The organism is Wolbachia endosymbiont (group A) of Ischnus inquisitorius, assembly GCF_964026985.1.
Classification (GTDB): Bacteria; Pseudomonadota; Alphaproteobacteria; order Rickettsiales; family Anaplasmataceae; genus Wolbachia; species Wolbachia pipientis.
Genome location: NZ_OZ034715.1, coordinates 526,825 through 544,132, shown reverse-complemented (window position 1 = coordinate 544,132; position 17,308 = coordinate 526,825). Strand labels below are relative to the sequence as shown.

The window sequence follows — 17,308 nt, the reverse complement described above, 5'->3', positions numbered from 1 at the left end:
ATGCTTGAATGTGAAAATTTATCCTGCACTCGTAATAATAAGGTACTATTTAAGAATCTCAGTTTTAAAGCTGAGCTAAAATCAAAGATTCTAATCACTGGTCCAAATGGTAGTGGTAAAACCAGCTTAATTAGAAGTTTATCTGGACTTTTACCGCCGGTATCAGGCAATATAAGGCACTGCGGAAAAGATATATATGATGATCCAAAATCCTATATATCTTCTATGGTCTATATAGGCCATAAGAATGCCTGTAAAGATAGCTTAACTGTTGCTCAAAACGTAGAATTCTGGGCAGGAATACGAAATACTAGAGAATTGATTGTGGCAGCTATTTGTTGCTTGCAGTTGCAACCTGTACTTAATATTAGATATGGCGAACTTTCTGCAGGCTGGAAAAGGAGAGTTGCGCTTGCTCGCCTCTTGATTTCTAATGCAAACGTTTGGCTGATAGATGAACCATTTTGTAATCTTGATAGTGCAACGTGTGAATTAGTGCTGAACTTAATCTCAATACGCTCTGAGCAAAATGGTATAGTAATTATTACAGGGCATAGCTCTACAGAGCAATTGTGTGATTTTACAACGATTGATATACGCGATTTCAATAGACTTCTTGCATAGTTTTTGGCAGCACGTTAACAACCATTAGAAACGAAAAGACTTCCTTGACACCCTTCGCCAGTCCCCTTATCATGAAACTGAAGCTATTTATTTATCTTCAGTCTGTGCAGATAAAACGACAAAAAAACTTAGTATATCTGGTGTGTCATGTTTAATTTTTTGCACTATGTGCACCTTATGTCTTTATAAAACTTCTAGCTATACAAGCTGAAACGCGCTGTTCAAGACATCACCCAACGTCAAATTTTAAAATAGAGAGTGAATAACTAGCACGGGTTTTCTTTGCCTTTTTTTTCATTTGGTAAATTCCTTAATGTTTATGGCTAAACGACAACCGTCATCCCGCTGCTTGTTAGCGGGATCTAGAGATACCGCGAATGAATCGCGGTATGACGGTTCGCGGTGGCATGACGATAAGCTCGTCATCCCGCTGCTTGTTAGCGGCTAAGGGATACCGCGAAGGGATACTGCGAATGAATCGCGGTATGACGGTTAATTATTCTGCGGCGGTATGACGTAGAGCTCGCGTTAGCTATACTTTTATACTCACCAACTCAGTATCCAATCTGGATCCAAGTAGTCAGCTACTTGGATGACAACCTGTTGAGGCTGCGCTTACACATTCCACTTTCTATGCTCACCAAACAAATTTGCTTACTCGCAGCAAAATTTTCTGGATCCAAGTAGTCAGCTACTCGGATGACATCTTTGTGTTTGAGGCAAAACCAGCTATAACATTTCTTCGCAAACAAATGTTCGTACAGTTGTGCGCGTGATGCTGGAATCTAGACAACAATTAGATCCTATTGTCAAGCAATAAGCTACATGTGCTATTTATTTAGTAGATTAAATATGAAGTTTAAAACTCTGCTATTGACTTCCTGTAGAACTAGTGAAAACCAAACTTGCTTAAAACCACTTAATTAGTTATAGTTATAAGTTTAGGTACAGTAAAATGACAGCTTTTGTCCCCTTGATTATTTTTTTAATCTTGTATCTTGGAAGTGGTGCTTATTTTTCTTTTATCGGAACTGATAATCCACTTCATCAGGTTTCACCAGTAATCTGCTTATTACCAGCACTATTTTTTGCTGTCTCACGTGGTACAAATAAAATTCAGCATAACATCGATACTGTTATCAAGGGCATGGGTGACAAAAACACCCTTACTATGTGTTTAATTTTTTTATTTTCTGGAGCATTTTCTGCGGTGACTCAATCAATCGGTAGCGCAGACACTGTTGCTAATTTAATTCTTAATTTCCTTCCAGCAAGATTACTGCTGCCTGGAGTATTTTTGGCTTCTGCTTTTATTTCAACTGCAATTGGCACATCTATGGGAGTTGTTGCGCTGATGGTACCTATAGCTGTTAATCTGGCAAAAAGTGGAGCTTTTGGTCTCGAAATAGGAACTGCAACTGTAGTAGGTGGTGCCGTGTTTGGCGATAACCTTTCGATGATATCTGATACCACCATTGCATCTGTTTCTTCACAGGAAGCTTCAGCAAAAGATAAACTTAAAATAAACTCTAAAGTTGCACTTATTGCCAGCATTATAACACTCATCTACCTAGCAGTTGCCTCAAATAGTACAAAAATTATTTCTATATCAAATTTAGATTATTATTCTATAATAAAAATTATTCCTTACATTTCTTTAATAATCATGGGGCTGCTTGAAGTCGCCACTTTAGTAACAATAACTATAAACATAATTATTGCTGGTGTGCTAGGAATAACTTTTTTTGACTATGCTATCATTCAATTTCCTCATGACGTGTATGACGGTTTCAAAAAAGTAAACGAAATAGTGATATTTGCTCTATTTATCGGTGGATTGAGCCATATAATGTACAAGCAAGGTCAAAAAGCGTTGCATAAACTCATCGATGAAAGCAATATCACAAAAACTAAAGCTGAATTTGTGATAGCAGGAATTGCGTCTATGTTTACTACCTTAGTTGCCAATAATACCATTGCTATTTTACTAAGTGGTGGCATTGCAAAAAGGCTTGCACAAAAATACAGTATTGCGCCACATCGCAGCGCATACTTATTAGATGTTTTTGCTTGTGCTACAAAAGGTATCTTACCTTATGGTTCCCAACTATTGCTAGCAGGTAGCATCGCCTCTGTATCACCTATTTCTTTATTAACACAGGTATATTATTGCTTTATTCTAGCGGCAGTTACAATAGGCGAAATAATCATCAACAGCAGAAAAGAGAAACATTGTGCGGCTGCAACTTAGAGTTTCTCTTTTTTTACCCATAAGGAACGGAATTACTTGACACCCTTCGCCAACCCCCTTATCATGAAACTGAAGCTATTTATTTATCTTCGCAATCTGTGCAGGTTAATGACAAAAAACTTAGGGTATTTGGCGTCTCATGTTTAATTTTTCGCACTACGTGCATCGCATGTCTTTAAAAATTTCTGGGTTTTTACCTATATAAGCCGAAACGCGCTTACAAAGCGTTTAAGACAGCAAAAAACGTCAAATTGACAAGGGAGAATTTGAATGCTAGCTACTACGGGGTTTCTTTGCCTTTTTTCCTGCTTAGTAAATTTCTTAAACACTTGCGGTGTAGGTTAGTTGCAAGTTAAAAGCAGCTAAATCGCTCTTAATCAAGCGTTTTAGAATAAAAAAAACGCCGATATTTTAGTACATAGTAAATAGCCAACCACCATGGGGCTTCTTTTGCCTTTTTTTTCATTTGGTAAATTTCTTAAACATTTATAGTTGCAATTTAAGAGCCCGTAAAGGGTGTCATTCCAGTGCCCCTGTGATGTATTCCAGTGCTTGACACTGGAATACAGTTTTCCATATAATCTCATCGAAAATGTTGTAACCACTTTCCATGCTAGTTTGCTTGTTCACAAGCAAACTTTTCTCGATCCCAGTGTCTGGGCACTGGGATGACAAGAGAAGGTACTAGCCTGACACCCTGACAACCGTCATCCCGCTGCTTGTTAGCGGGATCTATGCTAATGCCCTTTTATTCTTTCAATTATGTTATTTCCATTTAAATCTGTCTGTTCCGCAACTTCAGTGAATACAGTTGAATACTCCCTAAAACTGATCGTCATAACTTTACCCTACTTTGAATAATATTTTGATCATTACATATTGTAACAAAAAAAAATCAACTCATTTCTTCTAACGGCTCTATATTAAAGATAGAAAGTCCAGAAGCAATGACGTGTGCTAAGGCTTGGACAAGTTGCAGCGGTGAGATCTTTCTTATATTTTTAATTGTGTAATCTTCTGTGTTTGTAAATGTTTTTTCTATACCCCACTGCAGTAATAAGTACTTTACGTTCTGAATGATTTATGATGTAAATTATACGGTAGTTGCTAACCCTTATCCTATATTGCCCTCTAAAGCTATGACATAAAGGCTTTCCTAGATTAAAAGGATCAACTGTAAGGCGTTTCTTTATGGCCTCCTGAACCATTAATTTAATCTTTGCCGGAAGAGCTGGAATTTCTTTTTCAATAACATTTTTTAAGAATTTTATAGTGTAAGTTTTATTTCCAGATGTTTTCATCATCCTCTACTTCTTCTTCACCTTCAGAGAGGCGATCGTCAGCTATTTTGGATAGCTCTACATCTTCTTCGAACTCTTCTTCCACTAAATCTACTAAAACTTCAGGAATAGTTTTATTTTGAGTCTCTGCCATTTCTGTAAGATACTGAGCCAATTTACTTTCAAAACTTACATTAACATTGAGCTTTTTTTGACTGTGAGCCATATATTAACCAGAAAATACTACTATAAACTATAACATTTTTACTTAATTTTGTCAACTTCTCTATTCGTTGAAAAAACAATCTTGCATAAAAAAATCAACTCATCTCTTCCAAAGGCTCTATATTGAAGATAGAAAGTCCAGAAGCGATGACGTGTGCTAAGGCCTGCACGAGAAACATTCTTGCAGCGGTGAGGTTTAAGTTGTCTTCCAGTATGAAACGCATGTTTAAATCACTCTTGCCATACCCCCATAAAACGTGAAACGCTTCTGCAACTTCAAGTAAGTAGAAAGTAATTCTGTGTGGCTCACAAAGCCTTGCTGCAATTTCTACCACATCTGGCCACTTTGCTAAGGTTTTTATGAGGAAGAGCTCTCCACCTGTCCTTAAAAGTGAAGGATCTGCTGTTGGGAGCTCTTTTGGAGCATTACGCATTAACGAATGAGCACGAGCATGCGCATATTGCACGTAAAAAATAGGGTTGTCTTTTGACTGTTCTTTAACTTTAGCAAAATCAAAGTCCAAGACCATATCATTCTTGCGTGTTAGCATTATAAAACGAGTTATGTCCCTGCCAACTTCTTCCACTACATCTCTTGCTGTTAGGAAGTTTCCTGATCTTTTGGACATCTTAACAGGTTTGCCGTTCTCGAAAAAATTCACAATATTATGCAGTTTTACCTCTATTTTTGCTTGATCATCACTGAGCGCAGAGACGACTGCTTTGAGTCTTTTGACATAACCGCCGTGGTCACTACCAAGCTCTACGATCATATTGTTAAAACCACGCGATATCTTATCAAAATGGTAAGCGATATCCGAGGCAAAATAAGTCCAACTGCCGTCCTCTTTCTTCAATGCACGGTCAACGTCATCACCAAATTTTGTAGAGCGAAATAGCATCTCTTTTCTGGAAGTCCAATTTTCGCTTTCTTTGCCTTTTGGTTTCTCCAGGTACCCTTCATACACTAGACCCTTGTCAGACAATATCTTTATACTCTCTTCAATTTTGCCACTTTTTTGTAGCTCATACTCTGAAGTAAAAACATCATGATTTACTCCAAGTAAGTTCATGTCTTCCTTTATGATTTCTAAGATAGAACTTAAAGTATAGTCTCTAATCACTTGATTATCTTGCTTTTCTAGAAGCTCTGCGCCATATTTTTTGGCCAGCCCAGTCCCTATTGGTTTTAAATATTCACCTGGGTATAAACCTTTTTCGATGCTGATTTTTTCTCCCAGAGCTTCCTTATACCGCAAATATACTGACCGAATTAGCGTATCTATCTGCGCTCCAGCATCATTAATATAGTATTCCTTAGTAACTTTATAACCAACTTTTTTCAATAAATTTGCCAGAACGTCACCAAATACTGCCCCTCTTGCATGACCAATATGCAGTGGACCAGTTGGATTTGCAGATACAAATTCAACATTAATGGCCTGATTGTTCCCTATATCTAGGGTGCCAAACTCTGTTTTTAGCTCATTTATTTGTTTTAAAATTCCATGCCACACTTCTATTTTTAAGTGCATGTTGATGAAACCAGAGCCTGCTATTTCCACTTTTGCAACTTCATCAAAAAGTTCAAATTCTTTGGCTAAAACCTCTGCAATTTCAATGGGATTCTTCTTTTCATGCTTTGCAAGCACCATAGCAACATTTGTGTAAATGTCTCCATGGACTCTATTGCTTGGAGGCTCTATGATAAAGTTTGCTGCACTTGTGCTTATAACACCCCTTTGTTTCAACTCATTCAATTTACTAAAGATTAGAGAAGAAATCTGCTTAAAAATGTTCATTCACTATATTGCTATAAAATCTATAGCAGTATAGTGAATAAGTGGGACTAGTTGAAGGTTTATCTTAACTATTTTATCTTCCTGGATCAGAGTTTATATTAAGTCGTTGCCGTAACCATGGTAAGAGAAAGCCATACCTTCGCTGTAACCATCATTACCAGCATCAGGCTCTTCAACATCATCAGTTAGATGTATGGTCCCAGAGAGTGATGGTATACTATCATCATCATTTAAGGAGTCATTATGGGACAGATATTACATGGGTGCGCCAAAACAACACAGACGATTCGTAGAGCAATACAAAATAGAAAAGAGAGCATAGCAAAACTCTCCAAGCATTATAACCTTAATCCAAAAACTATTATTAAGTGGAGAAAACGTTCATTTACGAAAGATGCTGATATGGGTCCAAAGCATCCAAGATCAACTGTTTTAACGCTAGAAGAGGAAGCTATAATAGTTACATTTCGCAAGTATACACTACTGCCACTAGATGATTGCCTTTACGCTCTGCAGTCTACAATTCCGCATTTGACTCGCTCTAGCTTGCATCGTTGTTTACAAAGACACAACATTAGCAGATTACCAACTGTTGATGGAGAAGTTAAGTCAAAAAAGAAATTCAAACAATATCCTATCGGTTACTTTCATATTGATATTGCTGAAGTTAGAACTGAGGAGGGCAAATTACATTTGTTTGTTGCTATTGATAGGACATCCAAATTTACCTATGTTGAGTTGTGTAACAGTGCTACAAAACCCATAGCTGCTGAGTTCTTACGTAATTTGATTAGAATTTTACCGTATAAAATCCATACTATTTTGACAGATAACGGTATACAATTTACAAACCAGAAGCGTCATAAGTATGCTTTCCAACATATATTTGATAGAGTTTGCGAAGAGAATGTTATTGAACATCGTTTGACAAAAGTTAGCCATCCTTGGACGAATGGGCAAGTCGAGCGTATGAATAAAACTTTAAAGGATGCTACAGTTAAGAAGTATTACTATCAATCGCACCAGCAACTTAAAGAACACCTTTATAACTTTGTTATGGCTTATAATTATGCAAAGAGACTCAAAACTCTTAAGGGTCTTACTCCTTATGAATTTATATGTTATCAGTGGACACAGTCTCCAGAATTATTTATACTAAATCCACACCATCACACTCTGGGACCATACAATTGCGTACAGGGTGTCAATGGCGGTATTTACCAAATGATTTTCCGCTATGGAAGACTGTGTATGAGCAGTTCAGGCAATGGAAGAAGCAGGGAATTTTTGAGAAAATGAATTATGAAATTACAAAATATAGTAGAAGAAAAATAGGAAGGAATGAGCAGCCGAGTGCCTGTATAGTAGATAGTCAATCTGTAAAGACTACAGAAAAGGGGGAATCAAAGGCTATGATGGAAGTAAAAAAGTAAAGGGTAGAAAAAGGCATATAATTACAGACACTCAGGGTTTTATACTAGGTTGTTACGTAGGCGCTGCTAACGAAAATGATAGAGATGGTATTAAAATAGCATTAAACAATATGAGAACAAAATATACTAAAGTTAAAAAAATGTGGGCTGACATGGGATACCAAGGAAGAAATTTAAAGAATCACATAAAGGAAGAATATGACATAGATATTGAAATTGTTAAAAGGCCTCCATGTAGATTTTGGGTGCACAAAGATACACCACCTGAGCTACTACCAACAAGAGAACAAGGGTTTAAAGTACAGCCAAGAAGATGGGTTGTAGAAAGGACTTTTGCTTGGGTTAATAGGAATAGAAGGCTATCGAAGGAGTATGATTTACTCACAACATCCACTGAGAATTTCATATACCTAGCTATGAGTAGGGTTATGTTAAAGAGGGAATATGCTTGAATTTACTAGTTTCCGGACAACCTCTTATAGCTCTTTCCACAGAAGTCCGGATATGATAAGATTAAGGATAGATGGCGATAAGGAGGTTGGATGCCGGCAGCATATAGTTATGATTTAAGAAAAAAAGCAATGGAAGCACTAGACGAAGGGGAAAGCAGAGAAGCAGTGGCAGCAAGATTTAAAATTGGACGAACTACTTTGTGGGAGTGGCAGCAAAGAAAAAAAGAAACAGGCGACTTTCAGTCAAAAAAACTCGGTAATGGAGGTTACAATCAGAAAATTATCGACTGGAATAAGTTTATCGAATTTGCTAAAAAACACGGTAGAAAAACTCTGTCGGAAATGGCTAAACTTTGGGGCAACGTTAGTATCCAAACGATCCACCGAGCTCTCAGAAAAATTGGATTTACGCGCAAAAAAAGACATATGGATACAAGGAAAGGAACGAAGAAAAACGTGCTGAATTCTTAAAAATTATAGCAACAAAAGAACCAGAAAACTTAGTGTATATAGATGAGTCTGGGATTGATAACACGGAGGACTATCCATATGGGTATTGCCAGAAAGGACAGCGATTTTATGCCCTAAAATCTGGAAAAAAAACTCAACGAATCAGCATGGTTGCAGCCTTAAGTAGAAGAAAGATAGTTGCTCCATTAACATTTGAAGGCCACTGTAATATGGATATTTTTAATGGATGGTTTGAGCAATTTTTGGCACCGATCTTAGAACCTGGACAAACTGTCATTCTTGATAATGCTACTTTTCATAAGTCTGATAAGCTTATCAAGCTCGCTAAAGGAGTCGGTGCAGAAATTTTGTATCTGCCGCCTTATTCTCCAGATTTTAACAAAATTGAGCATCATTGGTTTGCTATAAAAAACAGAGCCAGGAAAAACATTCCTCTATTCGAATCCTTTCGTCGTGCTGTTGATTCTGCCTTCCTATGACCTATTCGGACTATTATGAGAAATGCTATACTACCTGATCTTCAGTTGTGATTTTATCCTTGATCGTCTCGTCTACACCCTCATCACTATAAGAAAATTTGTTAGTATATGAATAGCGATTATTGATTTTATCACTATAGTTATGTTTTAACATAGAGACCTCCTATACAGTCAAAATTGGAATTACATTAAGATAGAACAAGCTATGAATATAACGTGAATGAAAGAAACTACAGATCACGAAATTTCCGGATAACTATGGAACCATTATAAAATAATAAAATTAAAAATTTAATAATTTTAATTATAAATCTAGCATATCAACTAACGGTATGATTTAAATTTTCTTTCAATTCCACTGTATCTTCGCCAGTTTTGCATACAGCCCGTCTTTACTCATTAGAAAGTCATGAGTTCCTACTTCTTCTACTTTTCCATGATTAATTACTATAATCTTGTCAGTCTTGAGTGCGGTTGATAGCCTGTGTGTAATTACGATTGTTGTTCTGTTTTGCATTAACTTGCTCAATGCTTTTTGCACGAGGTTCTCACTTTTGTAATCAAGGGCAGAGGTTGCTTCATCCAGTATTAAAACCTGAGGATTGTTGAGTATGGCCCTTGCTATTACAATACGTTGTTTTTGTCCTTCAGAAAGTTTTAATCCTCTTTTTCCTACAAATGTATCAAAATTATCAGGCAGCTTATCAATAAATTCCATCGCATAAGCGCTGATGGCTGCTTGCTTCACTTCCTCATATTCGGCACCTGGTTTGCCATATAGTATATTTTCCATTATTGAGCAAGAAAATATCATGTGATCTTGTGGCACTAAGCCAAACAACGATCTGAGGTCATTTAGCGCAATTGACTTAATATTGTGCCCATCGATAGTAATGCTACCTTTGTTTGGATCATGAAAACGGAGCAGAAGCTTTAAAATGGTGCTTTTACCACTGCCAGATGGTCCAACAATTGATACTGCTTGACCTGCCTCTATAGAAAATGATACGTTATCTAATGCTGGCTTATCAGCATAAAAAAATGTTACACCATTAAACGAAATTCCCTTTTGAACACTACAAATTTTTATAGGATCATCGGGATCTGCTATAGAGCTTTTCATATTTTTAAATTCAAATAAACGCTCTACTATTCCAAGACCTCGTTGTAAATCACTGATATTATCGCTCAAATTATTTATAGCTCCTGCTGCGAGCGCTGAATAAAACACAAATGAGGAGAGTTTTCCAATAGTTATATTATTGCTTAAGACTTCTTTAATACCAAAAAAGAGCAAAACAACTAGTGAACCTATCACACACGTGATAACTAGAGTTACTAGAATAGCACGCAAGAGTACTAATTTTACGTATGATTTTGATACTGAGTTTAAATACTCCTTAAAACGGGTTTTTTCATTTTCTTCGAGTACAAACGATTTGATAGTCACTATAGATCTAAAATTTTCCTCACTAAATGACGCAAGCTCACTTAATTTATCCTGGGCAAAGCGTGCATAGCTACGCACTTTTTTTCCAAGTGAGGTCATGATAATGAGTAGTATAGGTATTATTGCGGCTGCATACGCAGTTAGTTGTATATTTGTATATAATAACATAGCAACACTGCCAATCAGAATCACAAAATTTCGTAATATGGTTAGTAAGCTGCTGTTTATTATTGATTGCAGCACAGAGGTATCAGTAATTAACGCTGAGATAACATCTTGTACGCCTGTGTTCTCAAAGAAACTTGGTTGCAAGTTAGTGATACTGCTATATAAGTCATATCTGATTCTTGCGATAACTTTCTCGCTGCCAATGCCAATGAAATATAACCGAGTAAATGCAGTGAGAGAAATGGCTAAAACTATAAGTATTGCAACTAATAGTTTGGTAGTAAAATCGTGCTCTGTGCCAGAATCAATTATATTGCTTAAGCCTCTGCCAAAGAGGAGGATCGTTAAGGCTGAAAATAAAACTGCAATAAAAGCTATGACAAAATAGGATAGATTAGGCTTTATATAGTAAAATAACTGCCTAATATTAGATCGCATCGTATTTTGAAGTTTCTAAAGTTAAGTATATAGATTTTAGTTTCAGGGGAAAGGGGAAAGGTGTAGTATGAAGCAATTTAGGTTCTGCAGCTGTTGTGATTTTAGTCCACCAAGAAAGGGTAGTAGCCCGCAGAAACGAAAAACTTGCTTGACAAACTCCGCCAGTCCTCTTATCATGGTATTGAAGGTATTCAGTTATCTTCATCTGTGCAGATTAAACAGCAAGAAAACAACGTAGTTGGCGTCTTATTTTTAATTTTTTGCACTATGTGCACCTTATGTCTTCACAACATTTCTAGGTTTTTACCTATATAAGCTGAAACGCGCTTATAAGTCGTTTAAGACAGTATAGTACGCCAATTTGCAGGATTAGAGAGTGACAACTAGCTAACACGGGGTTTCTTTTGCCTTTTTTTCTGCTTAGTAAATTTCTTAAACATTTAAACTAAGGTGAGTTGCATTTAAAAGCAGCTAAATTGCAGTGTTTAAGACTTAAAAAACGCCAATACTGAAAATAGACAATGACTAGGGCTTCTTTTGCCTTTTTTTTCGTTTGGTAAATTTCTTAAGTATTTATGGCTAAACGACAATCGTCATCCCGCTACGTGTTAGCGGGATCTATGTTAAGGTATGACGGTTAAGTAAGGGATCTATGTTAAGAGATACCGCGGCGGTATGACGGTTCGTGGCGGCGTGACGATAAGCTCGTCACGCCGCTACGTGTTAGCGCCGCGGCGGTATAGCTATACTTAAAAATATGGTTGAATAGTTGTTAATAATAGTGTATAATTATTAATCTTTTCTCAGTATTTTTACTATGGCTCTTTCTAAATTTCTCGATCCAAAGTTAGATTTAACATTTAAGAAAATCTTTGGCACTGAAAAAAATAAGAATATTCTTATCCATTTTTTAAACGATATTTTAGGATGTACTGAAGTCAACACTATACAAGAAGTAGAATTCTTAAGCACCATTATGGACCCTGAAATTGCTTCTGATAAACAAATCATTGTTGATGTTCTTTGCAGGGATTCTAGTGGGAACAGGTATATAATTGAGATGGTGCGACCTGAAAGTCTTCGGTCATATTGTTTAAAAGGAGAGGAATTCATTCAGAAAGAAACTGAAAGGATTCTAAAACTTATTAAACCAGATGTTTTGCCGTCTGAGTCTACGCATCAGTGCGAATCGGGCAACCGGTTGGTGCCAAGCGATGCGGACAATGAACCTCCTCTTGAAAAAGAAGATGCTCAATCGTGAGAGGGGCATAAACTGCAAGCATCATGTGGTTGGAGGGCTAGGCTAGTGGTATGGTGAACGTAAGTGAAGCTTTATAAGTACCGATACGATGAAAGAGCTAAAGATGCTGATAAGCTCTGACCAAAAGGTAATGTGGATAAGTTACATTTTTCATTTCTAGATGTACGCAAATAATAACTCCACCGGTATAGAGAAGCCACCTAACCCACTATTGTATGACTGGAGAAACAGGGTAAGCCTGTATTTTCGCCTACATGGCAAGCAAACCGCAAGGAATGCTGATGGAAGTGCAGGTAAAGGAGAATGGAGAAAGCGAATGCCATTTTGTAACGAAATGGATAGAATTTGTAACATTAATTCGCGTGAAAACGAGCAGACTTCCGTTTGGTCCCTCGTGACAAGAAACTTTGTTAACCACTTAAGGTAGGAAAGCAGATGATTACAAGTAAACCTGTAAGTGCATCTACCAAAAGCTTTGAAGCATGGAAGCAGTTGCCATGGAAGAAATGCCAGAAAGTTATTGTGAGGCTACAAAGACGTATTGTTAAGGCTGTCCAAGAAGGAAGATGGGGTAAGGTAAAAACTTTACAACATCTTCTCACACGCTCTTTTAGCGGAAAAGCTTTGGCTGTTAAGAGAGTAACTGAAAACCAAGGAAAAAACACAGCGGGTGTAGATCGTCAACTATGGTCAACTTGCAATGCTAAATTTCAAGGAATAAAGCAGTTAAAGCAAAGAGGATATAAACCTTCTCCGCTAAAACGGATTTATATCAGTAAATCTAATGGCAAAAGAAGACCTCTTGGAATACCCACGATAAAAGATAGAGCCATGCAAGCATTATATCTGTTTGCTCTGGAACCGATAGCTGAAACGATCAGTGATCGTCACTCCTATGGCTTTAGACCTAAAAGATCCTGTGCAGATGCTACAGTAGCTTGTCATTTGTTACTGGCAAGTCGTAATCAACTACAATGGATACTTGAAGGTGATATCAAAGGATGCTTTGACAACATTAATCATGAATGGCTTATGAAGCATATTCCTATGGAGAAAAAAATTCTGCATAGTTGGTTAAAAGCTGGCTTCCTAGAATCAAAAACTCTGTATCCCACAACTGCAGGTACCCCGCAAGGTGGTATAATTTCTCCAATACTAGCCAATTTAGCCTTAAACGGACTTGAAAAGTTATTGGAAAGTCGATTTGGTAAACTCGGCAGTAGAAAAAGAAACAAAATCAGAAGTGGAGTGAATGTAATCAGATACGCAGACGACTTTATTATTTCAGGTTTCACACATGAAGTACTGGAAAAGGAAGTTAAGCCTTTAGTATCATCTTTTCTTCATGAGCGAGGTTTAATTCTGTCAGAAGAGAAGACAAAGATTACATCTATCACAACAGGGTTTGACTTTCTTGGTTGTAATGTACGTAGATATAATAAGAAGTTAATTATTAAACCTTCGAAAGAAAGTATTAAAAGACTTCTTAATAAAGCACGTACATTGATAAAAGCAAATATAGCGAACACTCAGGCTATAGTAATTAAGTCACTCAGCTCTCTACTGAGAGGATGGGGAAATTACTATCACCATGTGTGTGCTAAAAAAGCGTTTAGAAAGATCGACAATGAAATTTGGCATAGTTTATGGAAATGGGCAAAGAAAAGACATCCTCGTAAAGGATTACGTTGGATAAAGAATCGTTACTTCAAAGTAATGGGTCAACGCCAATGGGTTTTTGCTGCACCCCTATGCAAGAACAAACCAAAAGAGATACGGTATTTAAGACTGCTTAAGCTGATTGATATACCTATCAGACGACATGTTAAAATCAGAGCGGATGCAAATCCCCTTGACTTAAAATGGAAAAAGTATTTTGATGAGAGAGTGAAACGAACAAGAATGTTAGCAAGCTCTTTCTCAAGAGAAGGTTCTCTACTGTTGGTGTCACCATTAAGAATGATGTTTCCTGAGGAATCATGAAGGACAAGCCGGTTCTAGAAAAGAAGAACTTAGATAAGGGGCTCAAGCGTAGTGTTGGGAAACCTGCATGCTGCGTTTCTAAGGGAGGGGGTAGTAGTAATACTGCTTCCTTACCTGACCAACTCGCTCGTGATAAAGGCTTTGAAAAACGCGCCCAACTCTATGCTGCTAAAGCTTACTCAAGACAATCTGGCAATTACATTGATTTTAAGAAAGTATTCTTTATTGCTATTTCTAATAGTACGCTATTTCCTACAGAGGTTGAGTATATTTCTACTCATAATATACGAGAGATAAAAACCAACGGACATTATCTAAAAGATTTTCAATTCGTTTTCATTGAGTTGCCTAAATTTACAAAAAACAGAGTAGAACAACTAGAGAACACAGTAGAAAGGTGGTGTTTTTTTTTCCGGTATTCAGAAGATACTACAGATGAAGATTTAAGAAAAATAGCAGAAAAATCACCAATAATAAAGCTAGCATATGATGAGTTAGACAAATTTCATTGGAATGAAAAAGATCTAATGGCGTACGAGGAAAGAATAATGAATCTACAGAAAGAAGAAGCCATCCTTGAATATAGGCTTGATCTTGCTAAAGACGAAGGCATCCAAATCGGTCATGAAAAAGGCAGAGAAGAGGGTGAGAAGGAAGCTAAAATAGCAGTTGCAAAGAATCTACCTAAAGCAGGTGTTTCTATTGATATTATAGCTCAAACTACTGGTCTTACAGTTGATGAAGTTAAAGACTTAAGCTGATTCTATCTTTTGACACCTAGATGAACATCTTTGTACTAGATGAAAACCCAGTAATTGCAGCACAAATGTTGTGTGATAAGCATATAGTAAAAATGCCATTAGAAACTGCTCAGTTATTAAGTAATGTTTTTTCAATAGCATTAAAAGCGCCAAATCCTTTTGTCAGTACCACAGATCAGAATATAGCAGTTCCATATAAACTCACTCACAGCAATCATCCTTGTTCTTTGTGGGCTAGGCAATCGAAAGGGAACTTTTGTTGGTTGATAGAGTACGGAAAAGAATTATGTAAAGAGTACACTTGGCGATACAAAAGAAAGCATAAATCAGAAGAAGTAATAGATTGGTGTGATAGTAATAAGGATTTACTCATTTTTCGATCAACTGATATGCAAGCTTTTATACAAGCACTGCCCGATCGGTATAAATGTACTAATCCTGTAAAAGCTTATAGGGAGTATTACCTACAGGAAAAGATGAGATTCGCTAAGTGGGAAAATGGAAGAGAAGCACCAGGTTGGATAGTAGGAAATCCTGCTACACATTTTTTCCACATCTTTTCTTGATAAGGACACAAGGTTTACGATATCCAAGGGCTAGCAGCAGTAATACGCACACGTGCAAGATTATTGGGTATATAATGATAGGGAATAATTTCTTCATATACAATGCGAATTGAACTAGGATTCACTTTATATAGCAGTGATATTTCACCCTTAGCTTCGTTTCTTATATTTTTCAACACATTTTCTCTATCAGTTAAAGAAACTACAGTATCCTTTGTTACCGAAACCTCTGCAAAAGCAGCTCCATAAGCATTTGCAACTTCAGCATATTCAGGAATGAACGCATATTTTGGTAAAAACGGTGATGCAAGCAACATAGCGCCACCACCTACAATGATAAAAGGAAGGTCAGCATGCGGTCCAGAAATTTTCTGATAAAGTTTTTCAAGCTTCAATACTATTTCGCTCATAATACGCTTTGCACACATAGCTTCCTGTTTAGTAAACTTAACAGAAGAAAAATTAACATGCCCTAAAGCTTGTGCCATATCAGTGAGAGTTATCTTGCTGCCTCCCCATAGTTTTGCATGTTGCTTTATTAGATATCCTGCACTTTCAGGTCCTATATTAACTTTATCATCTTTTGCTTCTATATAACTGCCACCTCCTAATGCAATAGACAAAATATCAGGCATAGCACAATTGAGTGTAATACCACCAATAGAAGAATTATAAAGCGAACGCCGCGGAAAATTGTTTAGCACTATACCTACGTCTGTTGATGTTCCTCCAATATCTGCAACTACACATTCATTTTTACAAGCAAGACGTGCTGCCCCCACAAAAGAATTAGTAGGGCCTGATGAAATAGTCAATATAGGGTACTGCAGTGCTTCTTCTAAAGTAATAATAGTACCGTTATTCTGAGTAATAAACAAAGGACATGTTAACCCGAAAATGCTTAATATATTTTGCAAATCTTTAAACCCTGCATTCATCGCTTTTATAAGAGCAGTATTAAGTATAGCTGAATTCTCTCTTTCGATATAACCAACTCCACCAATCTTATGTGATAACGTAAATGGAAAAGCTTTCCCTAAAATTTCTTTGATCTCATTTCCTACTATGTTCTCTTGTTCACAATATAGAGGAGAAAACACTCCCACTACTGCAAATCCTTCTGCTCCTTTATTGTGCAACTCGTATATGGCAGAGCGTACTTCAGAAATAGAAAGCTTAGTTATACAACTACCATCACAATCATACCCTCCATTAATAACTTTTTCTCCAATATACAATGTACTACGTGTCTGTGCGTTCCACGAGTATGCAGGTGGAAGTGAAGGTTTATGACCTGCAATGCGAATCACACCTACCTTGTATAGTTCAGATCCTTGCAAAACCGCATTAGTTGCGTGCGTGGTTCCTATAGATACAGCTAAAATTCTCTGTTTATCAAAAGGATGAAGCTCATACAATGTGGATAATACACGTAAAACCCCTTCAGAAATATTTTTCGTAGCAATCACTTTACAAGAAGTATAGCCTTTCTTATAATAGTCCGAATGCGATAAGATATGTGTTTATGGCTATAGCAGGCCAGTAGCATATTACGGTCTGTTCGGATTATTGTAAAAAGAGCTATAACTATTGTACCATTATCCTTTACAAGTACAGCGTCAATATTTGTGCCACCAACGTCGATTCCTATTCTATAATCCATA

General features: G+C 36.9%; 14 protein-coding genes and 3 pseudogenes. 9 read left to right on the top strand and 8 right to left on the bottom strand.

The annotated features are described in order from the left end of the window. Together ccmA and AAGD90_RS02835 are read left to right on the top strand one after the other, a co-directional pair. Entirely contained in the window at positions 1–624 is a 624-nt protein-coding gene (ccmA, locus tag AAGD90_RS02840) for a heme ABC exporter ATP-binding protein CcmA (RefSeq protein WP_015589045.1), read from the top strand. Positions 625–1,579: 955 nt separating this feature from the next. Beyond that, entirely contained in the window at positions 1,580–2,875 is a 1,296-nt protein-coding gene (locus AAGD90_RS02835; RefSeq protein ID WP_341822104.1) for a Na+/H+ antiporter NhaC family protein, read from the top strand. Positions 2,876–3,394: 519 nt separating this feature from the next. On the opposite strand, the gene AAGD90_RS02830 is transcribed toward AAGD90_RS02835, so the two are convergent. The 4 genes from AAGD90_RS02830 to argS form a co-directional block, all read right to left on the bottom strand. Further along, the gene (locus AAGD90_RS02830; RefSeq protein ID WP_341822103.1) at positions 3,395–3,550 is read right to left on the bottom strand and encodes a hypothetical protein; all 156 of its coding nucleotides are present in this window, start codon (positions 3,548–3,550) and stop codon (positions 3,395–3,397) included. Positions 3,551–3,876: 326 nt separating this feature from the next. Next, positions 3,877–4,176, bottom strand: coding sequence for a type II toxin-antitoxin system RelE family toxin (locus AAGD90_RS02825; RefSeq protein ID WP_010962566.1), 300 nt, complete (start codon positions 4,174–4,176; stop codon positions 3,877–3,879). Further along, a complete protein-coding gene (locus AAGD90_RS02820) occupies positions 4,157–4,381 on the bottom strand; it encodes a hypothetical protein (RefSeq protein ID WP_341822102.1) in 225 nt (74 codons plus the stop codon). The genes AAGD90_RS02825 and AAGD90_RS02820 overlap by 20 nt, the downstream gene beginning before the upstream one ends. A gap of 94 nt (positions 4,382–4,475) precedes the next feature. Further along, a complete protein-coding gene (argS, locus tag AAGD90_RS02815) occupies positions 4,476–6,182 on the bottom strand; it encodes an arginine--tRNA ligase (RefSeq protein WP_010962564.1) in 1,707 nt (568 codons plus the stop codon). Positions 6,183–6,425: 243 nt separating this feature from the next. On the opposite strand from argS, the pseudogene AAGD90_RS02810 reads away from it, so the two are divergent. The 3 genes and pseudogenes from AAGD90_RS02810 to AAGD90_RS02800 form a co-directional block, all read left to right on the top strand. After that, a pseudogene (locus tag AAGD90_RS02810) lies at positions 6,426–7,370 on the top strand (IS481 family transposase); the annotation flags it as partial. A 2-nt stretch (positions 7,371–7,372) separates the two neighbouring features. Continuing rightward, positions 7,373–8,067, top strand: a pseudogene (locus AAGD90_RS02805) (IS5-like element ISWpi1 family transposase); the annotation flags it as partial. 90 nt (positions 8,068–8,157) lie between these two features. Continuing rightward, positions 8,158–9,017, top strand: a protein-coding gene (locus AAGD90_RS02800) for an IS630 family transposase (RefSeq protein WP_156518142.1) whose coding sequence is annotated in 2 segments (ribosomal slippage) — positions 8,158–8,482 and positions 8,482–9,017 — 861 coding nt in all. Because the reading frame shifts where the segments join, the coding sequence is not laid out codon by codon here. A 25-nt stretch (positions 9,018–9,042) separates the two neighbouring features. Here AAGD90_RS02800 and AAGD90_RS02795 read toward each other — a convergent pair. Together AAGD90_RS02795 and AAGD90_RS02790 are read right to left on the bottom strand one after the other, a co-directional pair. Next, positions 9,043–9,171, bottom strand: coding sequence for a hypothetical protein (locus AAGD90_RS02795; protein ID WP_264723330.1), 129 nt, complete (start codon positions 9,169–9,171; stop codon positions 9,043–9,045). 195 nt (positions 9,172–9,366) lie between these two features. Continuing rightward, the gene (locus AAGD90_RS02790; protein ID WP_341822101.1) at positions 9,367–11,073 is read right to left on the bottom strand and encodes an ABC transporter ATP-binding protein; all 1,707 of its coding nucleotides are present in this window, start codon (positions 11,071–11,073) and stop codon (positions 9,367–9,369) included. A gap of 817 nt (positions 11,074–11,890) precedes the next feature. Between AAGD90_RS02790 and AAGD90_RS02785 the strand changes: the two are divergent. The 4 genes and pseudogenes from AAGD90_RS02785 to AAGD90_RS02770 form a co-directional block, all read left to right on the top strand. Continuing rightward, a pseudogene (locus AAGD90_RS02785) lies at positions 11,891–12,136 on the top strand (PD-(D/E)XK nuclease family transposase); the annotation flags it as partial. Between the two features lie 633 nt (positions 12,137–12,769). After that, positions 12,770–14,317, top strand: coding sequence for a group II intron reverse transcriptase/maturase (gene ltrA / locus AAGD90_RS02780; protein ID WP_341821897.1), 1,548 nt, complete (start codon positions 12,770–12,772; stop codon positions 14,315–14,317). Further along, positions 14,314–15,078 carry an Rpn family recombination-promoting nuclease/putative transposase gene (locus AAGD90_RS02775; protein ID WP_341822100.1) on the top strand — a complete coding sequence of 255 codons (765 nt, stop codon included), beginning with the start codon at positions 14,314–14,316 and terminating at the stop codon, positions 15,076–15,078. Before ltrA ends, AAGD90_RS02775 begins: the two co-directional genes overlap by 4 nt. Before the next feature lie 20 nt (positions 15,079–15,098). Beyond that, positions 15,099–15,644 (top strand): pyrimidine dimer DNA glycosylase/endonuclease V, encoded by a 546-nt coding sequence (locus AAGD90_RS02770; RefSeq protein WP_007549769.1) that lies wholly within the window; start codon positions 15,099–15,101, stop codon positions 15,642–15,644. A 14-nt stretch (positions 15,645–15,658) separates the two neighbouring features. On the opposite strand, the gene AAGD90_RS02765 is transcribed toward AAGD90_RS02770, so the two are convergent. Together AAGD90_RS02765 and AAGD90_RS02760 are read right to left on the bottom strand one after the other, a co-directional pair. Then, positions 15,659–17,113 carry a hydantoinase/oxoprolinase family protein gene (locus tag AAGD90_RS02765; RefSeq protein WP_341822099.1) on the bottom strand — a complete coding sequence of 485 codons (1,455 nt, stop codon included), beginning with the start codon at positions 17,111–17,113 and terminating at the stop codon, positions 15,659–15,661. Then, the gene (locus AAGD90_RS02760; protein ID WP_341822098.1) at positions 17,110–17,307 is read right to left on the bottom strand and encodes a hydantoinase/oxoprolinase N-terminal domain-containing protein; all 198 of its coding nucleotides are present in this window, start codon (positions 17,305–17,307) and stop codon (positions 17,110–17,112) included. The genes AAGD90_RS02765 and AAGD90_RS02760 overlap by 4 nt, the downstream gene beginning before the upstream one ends. Position 17,308 lies beyond the last annotated feature (1 nt).